At 68.7% G+C, this 16,479-nt stretch carries 15 protein-coding genes; 4 read left to right on the top strand and 11 right to left on the bottom strand.

Features of this window, described 5'->3' with window-relative positions; translation table 11 throughout:
- Nucleotides 1-50: 50 nt before the first annotated feature.
- The 4 genes from ACYQ1Z_RS02040 to ACYQ1Z_RS02025 form a co-directional block, all read right to left on the bottom strand.
- A complete protein-coding gene (locus ACYQ1Z_RS02040; protein ID WP_459790732.1) occupies nt 51-1,373 on the bottom strand; it encodes an MFS transporter in 1,323 nt (440 codons plus the stop codon).
- A 134-nt stretch (nt 1,374-1,507) separates the two neighbouring features.
- A complete protein-coding gene (locus ACYQ1Z_RS02035) occupies nt 1,508-4,567 on the bottom strand; it encodes an AAA family ATPase (protein ID WP_459790730.1) in 3,060 nt (1,019 codons plus the stop codon).
- Nucleotides 4,564-5,742 carry an exonuclease SbcCD subunit D gene (locus ACYQ1Z_RS02030; protein ID WP_459790729.1) on the bottom strand — a complete coding sequence of 393 codons (1,179 nt, stop codon included), beginning with the start codon at nt 5,740-5,742 and terminating at the stop codon, nt 4,564-4,566. The genes ACYQ1Z_RS02035 and ACYQ1Z_RS02030 overlap by 4 nt, the downstream gene beginning before the upstream one ends.
- A 55-nt stretch (nt 5,743-5,797) precedes the next feature.
- Entirely contained in the window at nt 5,798-6,745 is a 948-nt protein-coding gene (locus ACYQ1Z_RS02025; protein WP_459790728.1) for an aquaporin, read from the bottom strand.
- Between the two features lie 163 nt (nt 6,746-6,908).
- On the opposite strand from ACYQ1Z_RS02025, the gene ACYQ1Z_RS02020 reads away from it, so the two are divergent.
- Nucleotides 6,909-8,003, top strand: a complete 1,095-nt coding sequence (locus ACYQ1Z_RS02020; protein WP_459790727.1) for an ADP-ribosylglycohydrolase family protein — start codon at nt 6,909-6,911, stop codon at nt 8,001-8,003.
- A 20-nt stretch (nt 8,004-8,023) separates the two neighbouring features.
- Here ACYQ1Z_RS02020 and ACYQ1Z_RS02015 read toward each other — a convergent pair whose 3' ends face one another.
- Entirely contained in the window at nt 8,024-9,064 is a 1,041-nt protein-coding gene (locus ACYQ1Z_RS02015) for a 3'-5' exonuclease (RefSeq protein ID WP_459790726.1), read from the bottom strand.
- A gap of 83 nt (nt 9,065-9,147) precedes the next feature.
- Here ACYQ1Z_RS02015 and ACYQ1Z_RS02010 point away from each other — a divergent pair, with 83 nt between their 5' ends.
- Nucleotides 9,148-9,924, top strand: a complete 777-nt coding sequence (locus ACYQ1Z_RS02010; RefSeq protein ID WP_459790851.1) for a DedA family protein — start codon at nt 9,148-9,150, stop codon at nt 9,922-9,924.
- Between the two features lie 92 nt (nt 9,925-10,016).
- Here the strand turns inward: ACYQ1Z_RS02010 and rdgB are convergent, their stop codons facing one another.
- From rdgB to clpS, 6 genes are all read right to left on the bottom strand, one after another.
- Nucleotides 10,017-10,673 (bottom strand): RdgB/HAM1 family non-canonical purine NTP pyrophosphatase, encoded by a 657-nt coding sequence (gene rdgB / locus ACYQ1Z_RS02005; RefSeq protein ID WP_459790725.1) that lies wholly within the window; start codon nt 10,671-10,673, stop codon nt 10,017-10,019.
- Nucleotides 10,670-11,428, bottom strand: coding sequence for a ribonuclease PH (gene rph, locus ACYQ1Z_RS02000; RefSeq protein ID WP_459790724.1), 759 nt, complete (start codon nt 11,426-11,428; stop codon nt 10,670-10,672). Before rph ends, rdgB begins: the two co-directional genes overlap by 4 nt.
- A gap of 76 nt (nt 11,429-11,504) precedes the next feature.
- Nucleotides 11,505-12,302 carry an MBL fold metallo-hydrolase gene (locus ACYQ1Z_RS01995; protein ID WP_459790723.1) on the bottom strand — a complete coding sequence of 266 codons (798 nt, stop codon included), beginning with the start codon at nt 12,300-12,302 and terminating at the stop codon, nt 11,505-11,507.
- Entirely contained in the window at nt 12,299-13,321 is a 1,023-nt protein-coding gene (gene murI, locus ACYQ1Z_RS01990) for a glutamate racemase (RefSeq protein WP_459790850.1), read from the bottom strand. Before murI ends, ACYQ1Z_RS01995 begins: the two co-directional genes overlap by 4 nt.
- A gap of 122 nt (nt 13,322-13,443) precedes the next feature.
- Entirely contained in the window at nt 13,444-14,010 is a 567-nt protein-coding gene (locus ACYQ1Z_RS01985; RefSeq protein ID WP_459790722.1) for a DUF2017 domain-containing protein, read from the bottom strand.
- Nucleotides 14,003-14,386, bottom strand: coding sequence for an ATP-dependent Clp protease adapter ClpS (gene clpS / locus ACYQ1Z_RS01980; RefSeq protein WP_459790721.1), 384 nt, complete (start codon nt 14,384-14,386; stop codon nt 14,003-14,005). The genes ACYQ1Z_RS01985 and clpS overlap by 8 nt, the downstream gene beginning before the upstream one ends.
- Before the next feature lie 96 nt (nt 14,387-14,482).
- On the opposite strand from clpS, the gene ACYQ1Z_RS01975 reads away from it, so the two are divergent.
- Together ACYQ1Z_RS01975 and ACYQ1Z_RS01970 are read left to right on the top strand one after the other, a co-directional pair.
- Entirely contained in the window at nt 14,483-15,811 is a 1,329-nt protein-coding gene (locus tag ACYQ1Z_RS01975; RefSeq protein WP_459790720.1) for a nicotinate phosphoribosyltransferase, read from the top strand.
- Nucleotides 15,812-15,820: 9 nt separating this feature from the next.
- Nucleotides 15,821-16,441 (top strand): isochorismatase family protein, encoded by a 621-nt coding sequence (locus ACYQ1Z_RS01970; protein WP_459790719.1) that lies wholly within the window; start codon nt 15,821-15,823, stop codon nt 16,439-16,441.
- The last annotated feature ends 38 nt before the right edge of the window (nt 16,442-16,479 follow it).

Genomic DNA, 16,479 nt, shown 5'->3' with positions numbered 1-16,479 from the left:
TACCGGCCGGACGGTGTCCCCGGCACGGCCCGACCGTCAGGCCCTGCCCGTCAGGCGTCGACAGCCCGGCTTCCCCGGCGGCGAAGCACGACGGCGGATACGGCACCAAGCAGCGCCAGCACTGCGGCCGCGGCCGCCGTGACCAGGAACGCGGACTGGTGGCCTGCATCCTCGGCCAGGTGCCCGCCGATCGCGGAGCCGAGTGCCGTGCCCGCCACAATCCCACTGGCCAGCGCCGTCATCACGGTGCCCAGCCGGCCCGGGGGCGCCACCAGGCCGCCTGCCGCGAAGACGGTGACCATCACCGGCCCCACCGGGAGGCCAAGGACGAGGAGCACCAGCACCATGCCCGTGAGCGAGGACGGGACCAGCAGCAGGATCGCGAACGCCGCCATCGCTGCGGCGCACAGGATCCAGCGCCACCAGAGGCTGAACGTCCGCGGCCAGTAGGCCACCGAGAGTGCCGCCGCCGCGGAACTCAGTCCCATTGCCGCGTAGAGGAGCCCGGTAATTTCGGATCCTGCAATGCCTGCGGAGAAGGAGCTCAGTGCTGCCTGGGTTGAGCCGAAGAACGTGCCCATGCACACCATCGCCAGGACGGGCAGCGCCACGGCCGGTCCGATTCTGTCACCCCGGGCCGGCGGGAGCCCGGCAGGGGAACCCTTGGCGGCCGCGGGCCGGGGTCGGGGCGCCACGGCGCGGTGGGTGGGATGGGCGGCAAAGGCCGGCACCAGGATGAGGGTCATGGCGGCGGCCAGGGCCAGCGGCAGCCATGGCGCCAGCAGGCTGGCGAGGATTCCCACCAGCGCCGGTCCCAGGACGAAGGTCACCTCATCGGCGGTGCTCTCGTACGAAAGGGCTGTGTCCAGGTCCCGGGGATCTGCCGCCGTTCCCGTCCGGGTGAGGGCCATCCAGCGGACGCGGGCCAGGGGTCCCACCTGCGGGCTGCTGGCGCCGGCTGCGAGCGCCGCGGCCAGGATGGCGCCGTGAAAGCCGCCGGCCGGGCCAAGCAGCACGGAGGCGAGGATCAGGGCAAGGACCGCTGCGGTATTGCTGGCGGCGGAGGCAATGAGGACCGGCCGCTGGCCCCGCCTGTCAGCCAGGGCTCCCAGGAGCGGAGCGCCCAGCGCGGAGCCGATGCCCACAGCCCCTGCGGCAGTACCGCCGGCGGCGTAGGAGCCGCTGACGGAGGTGACCATGGTGAGGGTGCCGACGGTCAACATGGCCAGCGGCAGCCGGGCAAAGAGCCCGAGGGGGATGAAGCTTCGGCCGGCGAGCCGGGGCAGGCGGGCGAAGCGTCCCCTGGCCTGCTGATCAGCGGCGGAGGCGGGGCGGGTTTCCTGCGGCGACGAAAGGGAAGCGTTGGGTGTCAATTTCCGGGCTCGTTCGTGTCGTGCGCATCGTCCCTCCTCCCGATGCGCGCAACCCGGTAACTGCACAACTATACCGCGGGCTATGGAGCGGCTGGCCGCCACTGTTCCCGGTGCACACCGCGCGGGTTCCGGGGTCACAAGGGCAGGTCGGGTGCCTCCGCAATCCGGAGCGTGGACCCGTTCCGGCCCTTCAGCACCTGGAGCTGGGTGCTGATTCGCTGCTTCATCCCGGCAACGTGGCTGACGAGTCCGACCACCCGGCCGCCGTCCCGCAGGCCCTCAAGTGCATCCATGACCTGTTCCAGCGACTGTTCGTCCAGGCTGCCGAACCCTTCGTCCACGAAGAGGGTTTCGATTTCGACGCCGCCCGATTCCTGCTGCACGACGTCGGCCAGGCCGAGCGCCAGGGAGAGGGACGCCATAAAGGACTCACCCCCGGACAAGGTGGACGTGTCCCGGCGGTAACCGGTCCACTGGTCCACGACTTCGAGCCCAAGCCCCGACTTCGCGCCCCTCGCTGCCTTGGCATCGCTGTGCTGGAGCAGGTAGCGGCCGTCGCTCATGGCGACCAGGCGTTCTGATGCGGCGAGGGCAACCTGCTCCAGCCTCGCCGCCAGGACATAGCTGTTGAGGCTCATCCGGTAGGTGTTCTCACCGCGTCCTGCGGCAGCGTCAGCCAGGCCGGCCAGCATTTGAGCCCGTTCTGCGGGTTCCCGCGCTGAATCCGCCAGGGCGTCATATTCCGCACGGATGGCCCCGAGTGCTTCCACGCACCGGCCGGCAAGGCCGGCAGCAAGGTGTGCCTCCCTGGCTTTCCGGCCTCCGGCCTCGGCCGCTTCCTGCAGTGCGGCGAGCCTGTGCGGGTCCACCTCGAAGCCGTCGGCCTGTTCCGCCAGTGCGAGCACCACGTCCTCGGACTCGAAAAGTTCGGCAACGCGGGCTGCCTCGTCCTGGGCCGCCCGGAGTTCCTCCTGCAGCGCGGCGGCATCGGAGGCCCCCAGCAGCTGCCGGCGGGCTTCGTCCTCGTCAGCGAATCCTGCGGCCGGGAGCGCCGCTTCGAGTTGTTCACGGGCGTCCTCCTCGCGTGCCCGCGCCCGCTCCAGCTCCGACTGCGCTTCCAGTGCCTTGTCCAGGACCGCCACGGCGTCCTCCAGGGAGCGCAGCCGGCGGGAAAGGCTGGGGTGTCCGCCACGGAGCCCGGTGAGTGCCTCGTCCAGGGCAGCAGACTGCTCGGACAGGTCGGCCAGGGAAGCAGTGGCCCGGGCAAGGTCCGACTCCCGGTCCGCCTTCCCCGCCAGGGCCGTTGCGGCGTCCGTGTCCAGGGCCTCCAGGCGCAGCCGGACCTCGGCCAGCTGCGCTGCTGCGGCGTCGGCTTCGGCGGCCGCAGCGCGGGCAGCGTCCGCCCCTGCCATTGCCTCGTCCACCGCCGTATCGCCGCCCTGCCCGGCAAGGACCGCCACCTGCTGGTCCGCCGCTGCCAGTTCCGTGCTGAGCCTGGTGAAAGCAGCCTGGGCCGCCTCATGCGCAGCGTGGGCCGCTTCCTCGTCCTGCGCCAGACCGGGGCCCTCCGCGCCGGCGGCAGCCGGTAACGGATGTTCTGCGCTGCCGCACACCGGGCAGGGGCTGCCCGGTGCCAGCTGCGCTGCGAGTTCGGCGGCGGCATTGGCCAGCCTTGCTTCCCGAAGGTCGAGCCAGCGGCGTTTTGCCTCCAGCTGGTCTTCCCGTCCCGCCTCGTACCGCGCCTTAACCGCATCCCGCGCGGCCGCAGCGGCACCGTACCGGCGGACAACGTCCAGCAGCTCAGCAGCGGCCGCCGCTTCCTTGGTCCGCAGCGCAGCCGTGCCGGCAAGCTGTTCCAGCTCCCCGAGTCCGTCGGCAAGGCTCCGGCGTTCGGCCTGGAGCGATTCGAGCCGTGTCCCGAGGCCCGCTATGCCAGCTTCAAGCTCCTGCTGTTTCCGGACCAGTCCGTCGTGCCGGGACCGCAGGTCCTGCAGGCGGCCCTCGTCGGGCACCCGGGCCTCCACCACTGCCAGCAGCGAACGCAGCCGGGCAACCTCCTCAGCAACTGCGCCGGAAACGTTTAACCCTGATTCATCACCGAAGCCCGGATCAAGCTGTGCCAGTTCCGGGTTTTCCCCGGCAGCGAGGTTTAGCAGCGTGAACGCCGATCCGGAGGCGCCGAGCGCGCTGCGGACCCTTGCCGCCGCCGAATCCGCACCCTTGAGGTGCCCGTCCAGAACCTCCGCTTTCCGGTGACGCGCGAGGCGCCCGGCCAGCTCCTCCAGGCGGGGCCCGGCTGCCTCGGCTGCATTCCGCCGCGCTGTTGCCGCCTCAAGTTTGCGCCGCCGTGCGGTGCGCAAAGTTTCTTCCTCCACCGCCCCGTTGTGCCGGCTGCTCTCCATCTCCGCGCTCCTTGCCCGGATGAGCAGTTCAGACCGGCGTTCAGCGACGGCAGCCTGCAGCCACTCGAGCCGGGCCGCCACGTTCTCCGCGGCCGGCGCGCCGGCGTCATCAAGCTCGAGGGCCGCGGCCTCCGATTCCGCGCGCGCCGCCAGGATGCTGAGCTGTCCGGCCAAGGCCGAGACGTCGTTCCTGGCTTCCTGCGCCTGCCGGCTGAGCTCCTGCTCCAGCGCTTCGAACCGCTGCGTGCCAAAGAGCTTTTGCAGCAGCTCCAGCCGGTCTGTTGCCTTCGACCGCAGGAACGCGGCGAAGTCCCCCTGCGGCAGCATGACTACCCTGGTGAACTGTTCACGGTCCATTCCGAGCAGCGCCAGGATCTCGGCACCGGCTTCGTCGTTGCGGGCGGACTTCTCCACCCATGTCCCGTCCACCCGCTCACGGAGGAGCGTCTTGGCCTGCTGGGTGGTAAAACCGTTCTTGCCCCGGGCGCTCGGTTTGTCCCAGGCCGGTGACCGGGTTACTTCAAAACGCCGTCCCTGTGCTGAGAACTCACAGGTCACGGCGGGTTCCTGCGCGGGTTCGGCATGGTCGCTCCGGAGCCGTTTGCCATCCTGGCGCGCCCCGGGAACGGAGCCGTACAAGGCGAAACAGATGGCGTCCAAAACACTGGTCTTGCCGGCGCCCGTAGGCCCGTTCAGCAGGAAGAGGCCGTGCGCGCTTAGCTGGTCGAAGTCGATGTCCTCGGTTCCGGCGAACGGGCCGAATCCGCAGATGCGCAGATGGTGGATTCTCACCGGGAGCCCTCCAAAAGGCGGACATTGTCCAGGGCGGCGGCGAGCGCCGACTTCTCGGCGTCATCGGGTACGCGGCCGCGCACGTGTTCGAGGAATCCGCAGCATACCGAGAGGTCGTCGGGGGCCTCGGCGAGCCTGCTGCTGTAGGTTGCGGCGCCGGCCGCCGGTCCGCCCTGCGGGTCAAAGCCCAGGACCAGGGTGTCCGGGAACCGGGTACGCAGCCGCTCCATGGCCCGGGCCGGGCGCTGCGCATCCGTCAGGGTGATCTGGCAGTAGGCCGTTTCGGCCCATGCGTGCTCCGGCGCTTCGAGGAGTTCGGGCAGTGCGCCGCGTAGGACTGCCAGGGTGCGCGGGGCCTCCCACAGCACTTCCTCCACGGCGGTGACGCCCTCGGCGCCGATGTCCACCAGCCAGGCCCCTTTCCGGTGGGTGGCCTCGGAGAAGGAGTATGCCAGCGGTGATCCCGAGTACCGGACCGCGGGAGAAAGTGTCTGCCGGCCGTGGAGGTGGCCGAGGGCGGTATAGCTGAACCCGTCAAAGAGGTCCAGGGGCACCGCACCCACGCCGCCGATGCTGAGGTCCCGCTCACTGTCAGAGCTGATGCCGCCGCTGGCGAACGTGTGGGCCAGGACCACCGGGTGGACGACGGCGGAAGCGGCGCGCCGCCCGATGTCCTGCCGGATGAGCGCGGTGGCCGCCCGTGTCACCTCGAAGTGGCTGGCCGTTTCAACACCAAGCTGCCCGGCCACGAGCCGGGGCTCCAGCCAGGGAATGCCGTAGACAGCCAGCACTGCTTCCTTGCCGTCCTGGTCCGTGCCCAGCGGGAGCAGCAGGGGCTGGTCCATGCTGTCCAGGCTGGTCCGCAGGTGGACTCCCCCACGCTCGAGCAGGCGGGCGGCAAAGCCGAGCCGGATCGCCGAATCATGGTTGCCGCTGGTCAGCACCACCTGGGCGCCGGCGGCGGTGAGCCGGACCAGGGCGTCGTCCAGGAGGCGGACCACGTCCACACCGGGCATGGCGCGGTCGTAGACGTCACCGGCGATCAGGACGACGTCGACGCCGTGGCGGGACACCGCATCGACGAGCTGGTCGACGAAGGTGCGTTGGGCGTCGAGCATGCCCACGCCGTGGAAGGAGCGGCCGAGGTGCCAGTCCGAAGTGTGAAGTAACCGCATATTTCTAAGCTATCGGCTGCCACTGACAGTTTGCGTCACCGCCGCCGGGCAGCGGTCAGTTGCGCTTGCCCTCGAAAAACTCCTGGGCCTCGCTGGCCCGCGTGGCAGGCGCGGCCGGGGCCGCAGCGTCCGGGACGGATGCAGGGCCGGCATCCTCCCGCTTGACTTCGCCGCTGCCGTCGCCGGCAGCATCGGCGGGCCGCTCCGGTGCCGGCGCGGATGCGGCGGCGGCTGCGTCCCCATTGGTGTTGAAGAGGCGGAACAGCAGGCCGGCGACGGCGGCACCCGCCAGGGGCGCGGCCACGAACACCCAGAGCTGCTGCACGGCCCAGCCGGAGCTGAAGACGGCGGACGCGGTTGCCCGGGCAGGATTGAACGGCAGGTTTCCCACGGCCTGCCCCAGCTGCAGCAGGGCTGCGAAGGCGAGGCCCACGGCTACCGGAGTGGCTGCGCCGCCTGCCCGGCGGCCGGATGCACCCAGGAAAACGGCCACAATGATGGCCGCGCCCAGCACTTCGAGGACCAGCACAGCCGCTACCGGCGCCTGGATGATGGAGTGTTCACCGAAGCCGGCCGTGACCGTGTCGAAGGCCGTCCGGCTGTCAGGAATGCCGGGAAGCGTACGGAGCACCGAGTAGAGTGCCGTCGCACCCGCTGCCGCGCCCGCGAACTGTGCCAAAGCGTACGCGGCGGCAGCGCCCGCGCGGATCCGTCCCGCCAGGAGGTGGCCCAGCGTAATGGCCGGGTTGAAGTGTCCCCCTGATACGTGGCCCACCGCCAGCATCGCGGCGGTGACTGCCAGTCCTGCCGCGAGCGCGGCGGGCAGCGGGCTGGACTGCGGGATGCTGAAAAGCGGAACTCCAAGCCCCGCGACCGCGATGAACAGGCTTCCGAAGGCCTCCGCAGCCAGCCTGGGCAACAGTCCCGGGCCGGCAGCTTCAGGCACGGCAGCTTCCGGTCCTCGCGCGAAGGCGGCGTTGGGGGCTGGATCGGGGGTGCTCATTGTGACCCTTCAGGTAGGGGAAGTCGGGGGTGCCGCCCGCAGGCAACCCCAGCATTATTCCAGCCCAGGCTGAACGTTTGCTGGACTGGAGCTGCACCCGACTGGCCCGGGCCTTGCCGGGACGGCGGACTGCACGTTGCCGGGGCCACGGTAAATTTACTGCATGAGCACGAACACCGGCGCGTCCGCGCCCACGCTGAGATCACGTATCCACGGCTGCCTGCTGGGCGGTGCCCTGGGCGATTCACTGGGCTATGTGGTGGAGTTCGACGCGATGGAGGAGATCCGGCGGCGCTTTGGCGGCGCGGGCCTCACCGGTTTCGAGGCACTTACCGAAGGCAGCCACTTTTCCGACGATACACAGATGACGCTCTACACCGTGGACGGACTGCTGGAAGCACTTGAATGGGCGAACGCGGGCGTCGGGGCGGACGTCAATGCCTGCCTGTGGCTGGCTTACCTGCGCTGGCTCGCCACCCAGGGCGAGGATGCCGGTCCGACCGCACCGGCGCCGCAGCCGCGCTGGATCGACGGCCATACCGTGCTCCACCAGCGCCGCCACCCGGGCAAGGCCTGTATCTCGGGCCTCGCCACCGGTGAAATGGGAACCTCCGTCCGCCCGGTCAATCCGGACTCGAAGGGCTGCGGCACAGTGATGCGTTCCGCACCGTTCGGGCTGGTGCCGCATATTGCCCCCGACGCCGTCTACAAGCTCAGTGCCGACGCCGCCTCCCTGACGCACGGCCATCCGTCCGCCCGGCAGAGCGCCGGCATCTTCAGCCTTCTGATCCACCGGCTGGTGGCCGGCGAGGAGCTGCGGGAAGCGGCGGCTGGTGTCGCGGCGCATGCCGCCACCATCACCGATGTGGCGCCCGAACTGCCGGAGCGGCTGGAGGCAGCCCTCAGGCTGGCCGACAACGGCAGGGTGGAACCGGAAGAAATGGTGGACGCACTTGGCGCGGGCCGGGTGGCGGAGGAGGCACTCGCCGTCGCGGTCTACTCGGTGCTCGCCACCCATCCGGCCACCGGCAGTGCCGGCGCCCGCCCCGATCCGGTCCGGCATTTCCGGGACGCCGTGGCACTGGCAGTGAACCACAGCGGTGACAGCGACTCCACCGGTTCCATCGCCGGCAACATCCTCGGCGCCTACTATGGCGAGGACTGCCTGCCTGCCGGATGGCTGGACGCGCTGGAGGCTCCCGAGGTCATCCGCGGGATGGCCGACAGGCTGGCGGCGGTCACCACCGGCGAAGGCTGAATTTCGGCCGCATCGCAGACTTATCCGACGCCTGCCGCCTGCGCCGTGCCCACCATCTGCAGGAACTCGCCCTCAGACAGCACCTCGATGGACTGGCCGCGCTGGTGCAGTTCAAGCACGCGGCGCGCCTTGCCGGTCAGCCTGCCCGAGCGGAGGTCAGAGGCCACGAAGCCATCGCCCACGACCAGGACGGTGGTGCGGCCCGTGACCCTGCTTTCGGTCCGTGCCCCCACCTCGGCAGAACGCACCTTCGCCTCCGGGCGGGCGATGGAAAGCTGCCCGGTGAAAACCAGGGTCTGGCCGTAGAGCGGGTGGCCCGGCTCTGCGTCCGGGTTGGGCTCTGGATTGTCGCCTTCCTCCGGCCAGCCGGACTGGAAGGGCCGCGCGAGCGCGGCACCGTTGCCGGTGGCGCCGGACAACCTTCCACCCGCAAGCCCGCCCCCTGCGACGGCGGCCAGGCTGGGTTTCGAGAGCGCATCAACGTTTGGATCGAAGGCCTGCTGGCGGGGCATCACCAAACCCAGGGAAAGGAACAGTTCGGCGAGGCTGTTGGCGCCGTTCCGCCGGGCGATGTCGATCAGGATCCCGGCGCAGGCCCGCGCGTCCTCGGCTGCGTCGTGGTGCCTGACCAGCGGGACGCCCGCCTCCTCCGCGGCAAACGGCAGGGAGTTGGATACGAGCGAATAGCAGCGCCGGGACAGCATGACGGTGCAGACGTAGTCGTAGGCAGGGCCGGGCAGCCCGGACACCTCCAGGGCGGAACGGATGACGCCAAGGTCGAAGGCGGCGTTGTGGGCCGCCAGCACGTCCTCGCCGATAAAGGCGCCGATTTCAGCGAAGAGCTCCCCAAAGCGGGGCCGGCCCGCCACGTCCGCGGCCGTGATGCCGTGGATCCGGACGTTGTGGTAGTCGAAGTGGTCGTAGTTGTGCGGCGGCCGCATCAGCCACGAGGCTTCAGCGACGATCTTCCCGCCCCGGACCTTGGTGAGCCCCACCGCGCAGGGCGACCCCCGGAATCCGTTCGCCGTCTCGAAGTCGATCGCAGTAAAGTCCAAACCCACGGCCCCCACCTTACCGCCGGAACCCGCCGCGGCCCTGCAGGGACAGGCCTGTCAAGTACCCTTGAGGGGTGAACTTTCCTGTGATGAACGACCTCGCTGTGTCAATGCTGGGCGGGGCAGGACCGGTCCAGCCGCAGCTGGCCTCCTTCCTGCCCGACTGGCTGAACCCCCAGATCTTCCTTGCCGATCCGGCGCTGGCCCCGTGGGTGGTCGTGCTTGTCTGCGGCATCGTCTTCGCGGAAACCGGCCTGCTGGTGGGGTTCTTCCTGCCGGGAGACTCCATGCTGTTCACCGCCGGCCTGCTCGTAGCCACGGACACCATCAAGTTCAACGTGTGGCTGTTTGCCCTGCTGATTGTGATTTCCGCCATCATTGGCAACCAGACCGGGTACTTCATCGGGTCCAAGGCGGGCCCGGCCATCTTCAACAAGCCGGAGTCCCGCCTGTTCAAGCGCGAGAACGTCGAGAACGCGCACGCCTTCTTCGAAAAGCACGGCGGCAAGGCCCTCATCCTGGCCCGGTTCGTTCCCATCATCCGGACGTTTGTGCCGGTCATCGTTGGCGTCGCCCAGATGAGCCGGAAGAAGTTCTTCCTCTACAACGTCATCGGGGCCGTGCTCTGGGGCGGCGGCGTGACCCTGCTCGGCTACCTGCTGGGTGACCGCATCCCGTGGGTGCGCGACAACCTGGACATCATCTTCATCGTCATCGTCCTGGTGTCGGTGCTGCCGATCGGCATCGAGGTGCTGCGCGGCATTTCCGCCAAGCGCCAGGCCGCAACCTACGGTACAGATCCCGTGGATGAGTTCATCGAGGAGCACAACCCAGAGGACGAGCAGAAGACGCCCCGGCTGCCCTAGCGAAAGCCCGCGCCCGGACACAATACAAAGGTGCGCTTCCCCTGGCGGGAAGCGCACCTTTCGTGCTTCACGGACCCTGCGTCCTTGACCGGTCAGGAATCAGCTGCCTGCAGCGCCTCCACGATCGACGGCAGGAGCGCCCGGAACGCCTTTCCGCGGTGGCTGATGGCATTCTTCTCCTCGGCGGACAGTTCGGCACAGCTGCGCTGCTCGCCCACCGGCTGCAGCACGGGATCGTAGCCGAAGCCACCCTCGCCGCGGGGTTCACGCAGCAGGATGCCCTCCAGCTGCCCGTATTCCACCACTTCGCGTCCCGGCACGCCGTCCCTGCCCGGCACGGCAAGGGCGGCGGCGCAGACGAACGCGGCACCGCGGTGCTGGTCCGGAACGTCGGAGAGCTGGTTGAGCAGTAGGGCAAGGTTTGCTTCGTCGTTGCCGTGGCTGCCGGACCACCTGGCGGAAAAGATGCCGGGCGCCCCGCCCATGACATCGACGGCGAGTCCCGAGTCGTCGGCGATGGCAACCAGTCCGGTGGCTTCGGCGACGGCGCGCGCCTTCAGCAACGAATTCTCGGCGAACGTCACGCCCGTTTCGACGACGTCCGGGGCACCTGCCGCCGCCGCGTCCACCACCTGTGTGTCGACGTCGAGCCCGGAAACCTGCCCGCGCAGCAGCTCACGCAGCTCCCGCAGTTTGCCCTTGTTGTGCGTCGCCAGGACCAGCCTCGCGTTGCCGTCCGCATTGCTCACAGGGTATCCGCCAGGGTTTCGCGCTGGATGGCGGCGAGCTGGGTGGTGCCCAGCAGCGCGAGGTCCAGGAGGGCGTCCAGTTCGGCGCGGTCGAACGGAGCGCCTTCGGCGGTGCCCTGCACCTCCACGAACTTGCCTGATCCGGTCACCACCACGTTCATGTCGGTTTCGGCGCGCACGTCCTCGACGTAGGGCAGGTCCAGCATGGGCACACCGTCGATGATGCCGACGGAGACGGCGGCGATCGTGTCAATCAGCGGCTGCGCGTTGCCGGCGATGAGCTTGTTGTCACGGGCGAACCTGATGGAGTCCGCAAGGGCAACGTAGGCGCCGGTGATCGCGGCAGTCCGGGTGCCGCCGTCGGCCTGCAGGACGTCGCAGTCCAGCACAATCGTGTTCTCGCCCAGGGCCTTGGTGTCGATGATGGAGCGCAGGGACCGTCCGATGAGCCGGGAGATCTCGTGGGTGCGGCCGCCGATCTTCCCCTTCACCGATTCCCGGTCCGAACGGGTGTTCGTGGCGCGCGGCAGCATGGCGTATTCGGCCGTGACCCAGCCGCGGCCCTCGCCCTTGAGCCAGCGGGGGACGCCGGCAGTGAGGGAGGCCGTGCACAGGACCCGGGTGTTGCCGAACTCGATCAGCGCCGAACCCTCAGCCTGGTTGGACCATCCGCGGGTGATGCTGATGGGCCGGAGCTGGTCCGGGGCGCGGCCGTCGGCACGCACGATGGGCACTGCAGTTGCTTCAGAAGTCATGCCTTTAGCTTATCCACTGCGGGTGCACCCGTATCCCGCCCGGACCGCGGCCCGGCCGGGGCCGGCACAGGCAGTGCTAAATGGTGTAGTGCACCCCGGCCACCGCCACAGCCACGTCACCGCCGAACACGGGCCGCGCTTCGGCCATGACGGTGGTCTGGGAGGTCCACACTGGAATGTGGGTCAGCAGGAGCCGGCGTGCCCCGGCTGCGGCAGCCGCCTCGCCGGCGCGCTTGCCGGTGAGGTGGACATCCTTGATGCCATTGTCCCGGCCCTCCTCGAAGGCGGCTTCACAAAGGAACAGGTCGGCGTCCTTGGCGGCCTCTTCCAGGCCCGGGCAGGAGTCGGTGTCGCCCGAGTAGGTCAGCGTGCGGGAAACCATGGTGCCGTCCTTGTCCGGCTCCACCACCTCCACGCGGAGTGCGTAGGCCTCCTCGATGGGATGGTTGACGGCGAAGGGCGTCACGGTGAAGGGGCCAACAGTCACCGGCTGGCGTTCGGCCCAGTTGGTGAAGTCGAATTCCTCATGCATGCCGGGATCAAGGTCCAGGCCGTAAGCGGTGGCCATCCGGTCAGCCGTGGCAGCAGGACCCCAGACGGGAATGCGCCCGCGGCCCCAGCCGCCGGGCTTCCACCTGATGGCGACGTGGAGCCCGCACAAGTCCATGCAGTGGTCCGGGTGCAGGTGGGTGAGGAAAATCGCGTCGATGTCCTCGAGGTCCGTGTACCGCTGGATAGCACCGAGGGCACCGCTGCCCAGGTCCATGACCACCTTCCAGGTCCGCTCGCCGTCGGTGGCGGTGAGGAGGTAGCACGACGCCGGCGATCCGGGACCGGGAAACGATCCCGTGCACCCCACGATGGTCAGCTTCACAGCGCCGGACCTCCGCCCCGGCCGGCAACGCCGGTGTCCACGAGGCCGCCGGCCACGAAGTTGGAGATCCGGGGACGGTTCCGGGCATCCTGGGCGGCGGCGATCATCTCCGGTGTGATCCGCGCGAGGCTCCCCGTCGGGTACTGTGCGGCAACGTGGTCAACGTGGCGGACGGACAACACTTCGGGGCCCAGGAACCGGCGGGCCAGGGACTCGAACTGCCCCGCATCGCCGGTGGCCACGAAGTGGTGCTCGGGCGGTGTTCCGGAGGTGCGCTGGAGGTCGTGGGTGGCCAGGGCACGGTACACGTCCTTGGCGGTTTCCTCCGCGCTGGAGACCAGCGTGACGTCGGCGCCCATAACATACGAGATGACGCCGGTCAGCAGCGGGTAATGCGTGCAGCCGAGCACGACGGTGTCGACGTCAGCAGCCTTAAGCGGCGCCAGGTATTCCTCCGCGACGGCCAGCAGGTCCGGCCCGGTGGTGATGCCGGCCTCAACGTAGCTGACGAATTCCGGACAGGCCACCGAGGTGATCGCCAGGTCCGGGGCAGCCGCGAACGTGTCCTCGTAGGCGCGGGACCCGATGGTCGCGGACGTGCCGATGACACCCACCCGTCCGGTCCGGGTGGCGGCCACGGCACGGCGCACCGCAGGCTGGATGACCTCGATGACGGGGATGCCGTACTTGGCGGTGTAGCGTTCCCGGGCGTCCCGCAGCACCGCGGCCGACGCCGAGTTGCAGGCAATGGTGAGCAGCTTGACGCCGGAGTCCACCAGTTCGTCCATCACGCCCAGGGCGTTGGCGCGGACTTCGGCGATGGGCAGGGGCCCATATGGTCCGTGCGCGGTGTCCCCCACGTACAGGATGGACTCGTTGGGGAGCTGGTCGATAATGGAGCGGGCCACGGTCAGGCCCCCCACGCCGGAATCGAAAACGCCGATGGGGCGCGCTTCCAGGGCGGCGGCCGGGAGGCTGCCTGCTTCGGATTCCTGCCCAGCTGCTGCTGCCGGATCCATGCTCGAGGCTGTTGTCATGATTATTTGAGGATAGGTGCTTCCCGATGTGTCAGGCATCATCTTGTGGCCAGCCGCTCATGTCGAATTTGTCACAGCGGCCGCAGGAACGGCGCCGGTGACGTTCAACGCCGGGTTTCCAGCGACTGCAGCATGGCCTGGACCAGGGATTCCTGCAGCCAGGTGGTGAAGTTGTAGACCAGGGCCAGGTAGCTTTCCACGTCCTCGGCCTGGGACCAGTCCTGCATCAGGTGGACGTGCTCGGCGTCCTCCTCGTCGCGGATGTCCAGCCGTTCGGCCAGGACCAGGCGGACGTCGTTCAGGGCCATGGACCAGTGCTTCGCACCTTCGTCCGTCAGCACGATCTCGTCCTTGTCCAGGTCCAGCGCGGCGGCCCGGAGCGCGCCGATCTTTGTCTCCCGCAGCGAACGTTCGGTGAGCTGGCGGAACTCAAGGGAGGCTGCGCCGTCGTCCTTCACCACGTTCGGCAGGAGGCGCTTTACGGCGCGGTCGGTCGGTTCGGCGACGTCCATGTCCAGGCCGATGAGCGCCGCCAGCGGATCCTGTCCGGCGCGTTCCTCGGGCTGGAGCATCGAGATGACGTCGTCGATCAGGCTGCGCAGCAGTTCCCGTTCGGCGGGTTCGAGGTACCCGGTGATGCCTTTGAGGCCGTACTTGAATGCCTTAGCCACGTTTCCCCTTGCCCTGGCCCGGTCCGCCGGACTTCCCTGAGTTGCCGCCGGGTCCCCCGCTGGCCTTCTCCACGGTGGCCCACAGCCCGAAGCCGTGCATGGCCACCGCGTGGCGTTCCACCTGTTCCTTGCTGCCGTGGGCCACGATGGAGCGGCCCTTCTTGTGGACCTCCATCATCAGCTTGTTCGCCTTGCTCTCCGAGTAGCCGAAGTAGCTTTGGAACACGTAGGACACGTAGCTCATGAGGTTGACGGGATCGTTCCAGATCACCAGGTTCCAGGGGATGTCGGGAGCGGTCAGGGAGTCTGTGGCCTCCGCTGTTCCGGTCCGGGTGCCCTCCTGTGTATCAGGGCCGGGCGCAACGCTTAAGGTCATCTGTCCATTCTATGGGGAGGACAGACCCACACCGGCGAGGGCCCCGCGGCGAAGCGAAGCGAGACGTGGGAGGCGGTGGGGGATAGAGTGACTTTCGTGAGTACCTCTGCCGGCTGGGAGCATCCCCGCACGTCCTTTTACACCGACCACTACGAGCTGACCATGCTGCAGGCGTCGCTCCACTCGGGTGCCGCTCACCGCAAGTCAGTGTTTGAGGCGTTCGCCCGGCGGCTCCCTGACGGCCGCCGGTACGGCATCGTGGCGGGCACCGGCCGGCTCCTGGAGGGCATCGCCAACTTCCGCTTCGGCCAGGCGGAGCTGGACTTCCTGTCCCGGACCAAGGTCGTCAATGACCAGACGCTGGAATACCTGGCAAACTACCGCTTCTCCGGTGATATCTGGGGCTACGCCGAGGGTGAGGCATACTTCCCCAACTCCCCCATCCTGATTGTCGAGGCCACCTTCGCCGAGGCCTGCATGCTGGAGACCTACCTGCTGTCGGTCCTGAACCACGACAGCGCCATCGCTTCCGCAGCGTCCCGGATGGTCAGTGCCGCGCACGGCCGGCCGTGCATCGAGATGGGTTCCCGGCGGACGCATGAGGAAGCGGCGGCCTCCGCCGCCCGCGCCGCCGTCATCGCCGGTTTTGACAGCACCTCCAACCTCGAGGCCGGCGTGCGCTACGGGATCAAGACGGTGGGCACTGCGGCGCACTCCTTCACACTGCTGCACGACAGCGAGCGGGACGCCTTCGAAGCGCAGATCGCCTCGCTGGGCGAGGGCACGTCCCTCCTCGTGGATACGTACGATGTCGAAACGGCCGTGCGTGCCGCCGTCGAGCTCGCAGGTCCCCGGCTGGGAGCCGTCCGGCTTGACTCGGGCGACCTCGTGGACCAGGCACAGTGGGTGCGCCGACTCCTGGACGACCTCGGCAACGAGAACACCAAGATCGTGGTCACCTCGGACCTGGACGAATACGCCATAGCGGCCCTGCAGTCCGCGCCCGTGGATTCCTATGGCGTCGGCACCTCGCTGGTGACCGGCTCCGGCGCGCCCACGGCCAGCATGGTCTACAAGCTGGTGAGCCGCACGGACGACGACGGCAACTTCGTGTCCGTGGCGAAGGCCGCCAAGAACAAGGCCAGCGTGGGCGGACGCAAGTATGCGCTGCGGAAGCTGAACGAGCACGGCATCGCCACCGCCGAGGTCGTCGGCGTGGGGCACCGGCCTGAAGATGACGGCAACGACCGTGCCCTCCTGCACCAATTCATGAAGAACGGCGAACTGATGCCCGGCTGGACCGGACATGAGGGGGTCGTCCGCGCCCGCCAGCGCCACGCGGACTCAATGGCGGAGCTTCCCCCGGTGGTCAACCGCCTGCAGCGCGGCGAGGCCGCCATCCCTACTCTCTATGAAGAAAACTGAGGAGAACTGATGTCCCGTGCGCTGATCATTGTCGACGTCCAGAACGATTTCTGCGAGGGCGGTTCCCTGGCTGTCGAGGGCGGCGCAGCCGTCGCCGGCGCTATCAGTGACTACATCGACGCCCATCACAACCAGTTCGACCACATCGTGGCCACACAGGACTGGCACATTGATCCGGGCAGCCATTTCTCGGCGACACCGGACTTCAAGGACAGCTGGCCGCCGCACTGCGTCGCCGGCACGCGCGGCGCAGAGCTCCATCCCGACCTCGATACCGAATACATCCAGGCCTACTTCCAGAAGGGCCAGTATGCTGCGGCGTACTCCGGCTTCGAAGGCCTCCTCGCCCCCGAGGACGCTGTCCCTACCGGGGAACGCCAGCCCGGGGACGCGAACCGGTTCGCGCCGGACGAGGACGCCATCGGCCTGGACGACTGGCTGCAGAGCCACGATGTTGAGGACGTTGTGGTGGTGGGCATCGCCACGGACTACTGCGTCAAGGCAACGTCCCTCGACGCCGTTCAGGCGGGCTACTCCGTCACCGTGATCCGCTCCCTGACCGCCGGCATCGCCGAGGACCTCGAAGAGGCTGTCGCCGAGATGGAACTCGGCGGCGTGGACGTCAACTAGGCGTTTAAATGCAGTGGCCGGGCACGGTGATCCGTGCC

The organism is Arthrobacter sp. AD-310, assembly GCF_054656615.1.
This window is presented reverse-complemented; position numbering and strand designations above follow the sequence as displayed.

Bases quoted from the DNA above. Each gene is read 5' to 3' on its own strand.
- ACYQ1Z_RS02030 (WP_459790729.1), bottom strand. From the start codon at position 5,742: ATGCGGTTACTTCACACTTCGGACTGGCACCTCGGCCGCTCCTTCCAC.
- ACYQ1Z_RS02025 (WP_459790728.1), bottom strand. From the start codon at position 6,745: ATGAGCACCCCCGATCCAGCCCCCAACGCCGCCTTCGCGCGAGGACCG.
- ACYQ1Z_RS02020 (WP_459790727.1), top strand. From the start codon at position 6,909: ATGAGCACGAACACCGGCGCGTCCGCGCCCACGCTGAGATCACGTATC.
- ACYQ1Z_RS02010 (WP_459790851.1), top strand. From the start codon at position 9,148: ATGAACGACCTCGCTGTGTCAATGCTGGGCGGGGCAGGACCGGTCCAG.
- rph (WP_459790724.1), bottom strand. From the start codon at position 11,428: ATGACTTCTGAAGCAACTGCAGTGCCCATCGTGCGTGCCGACGGCCGC.
- murI (WP_459790850.1), bottom strand. From the start codon at position 13,321: ATGGATCCGGCAGCAGCAGCTGGGCAGGAATCCGAAGCAGGCAGCCTC.
- clpS (WP_459790721.1), bottom strand. From the start codon at position 14,386: ATGACCTTAAGCGTTGCGCCCGGCCCTGATACACAGGAGGGCACCCGG.
- ACYQ1Z_RS01970 (WP_459790719.1), top strand. From the start codon at position 15,821: ATGTCCCGTGCGCTGATCATTGTCGACGTCCAGAACGATTTCTGCGAG.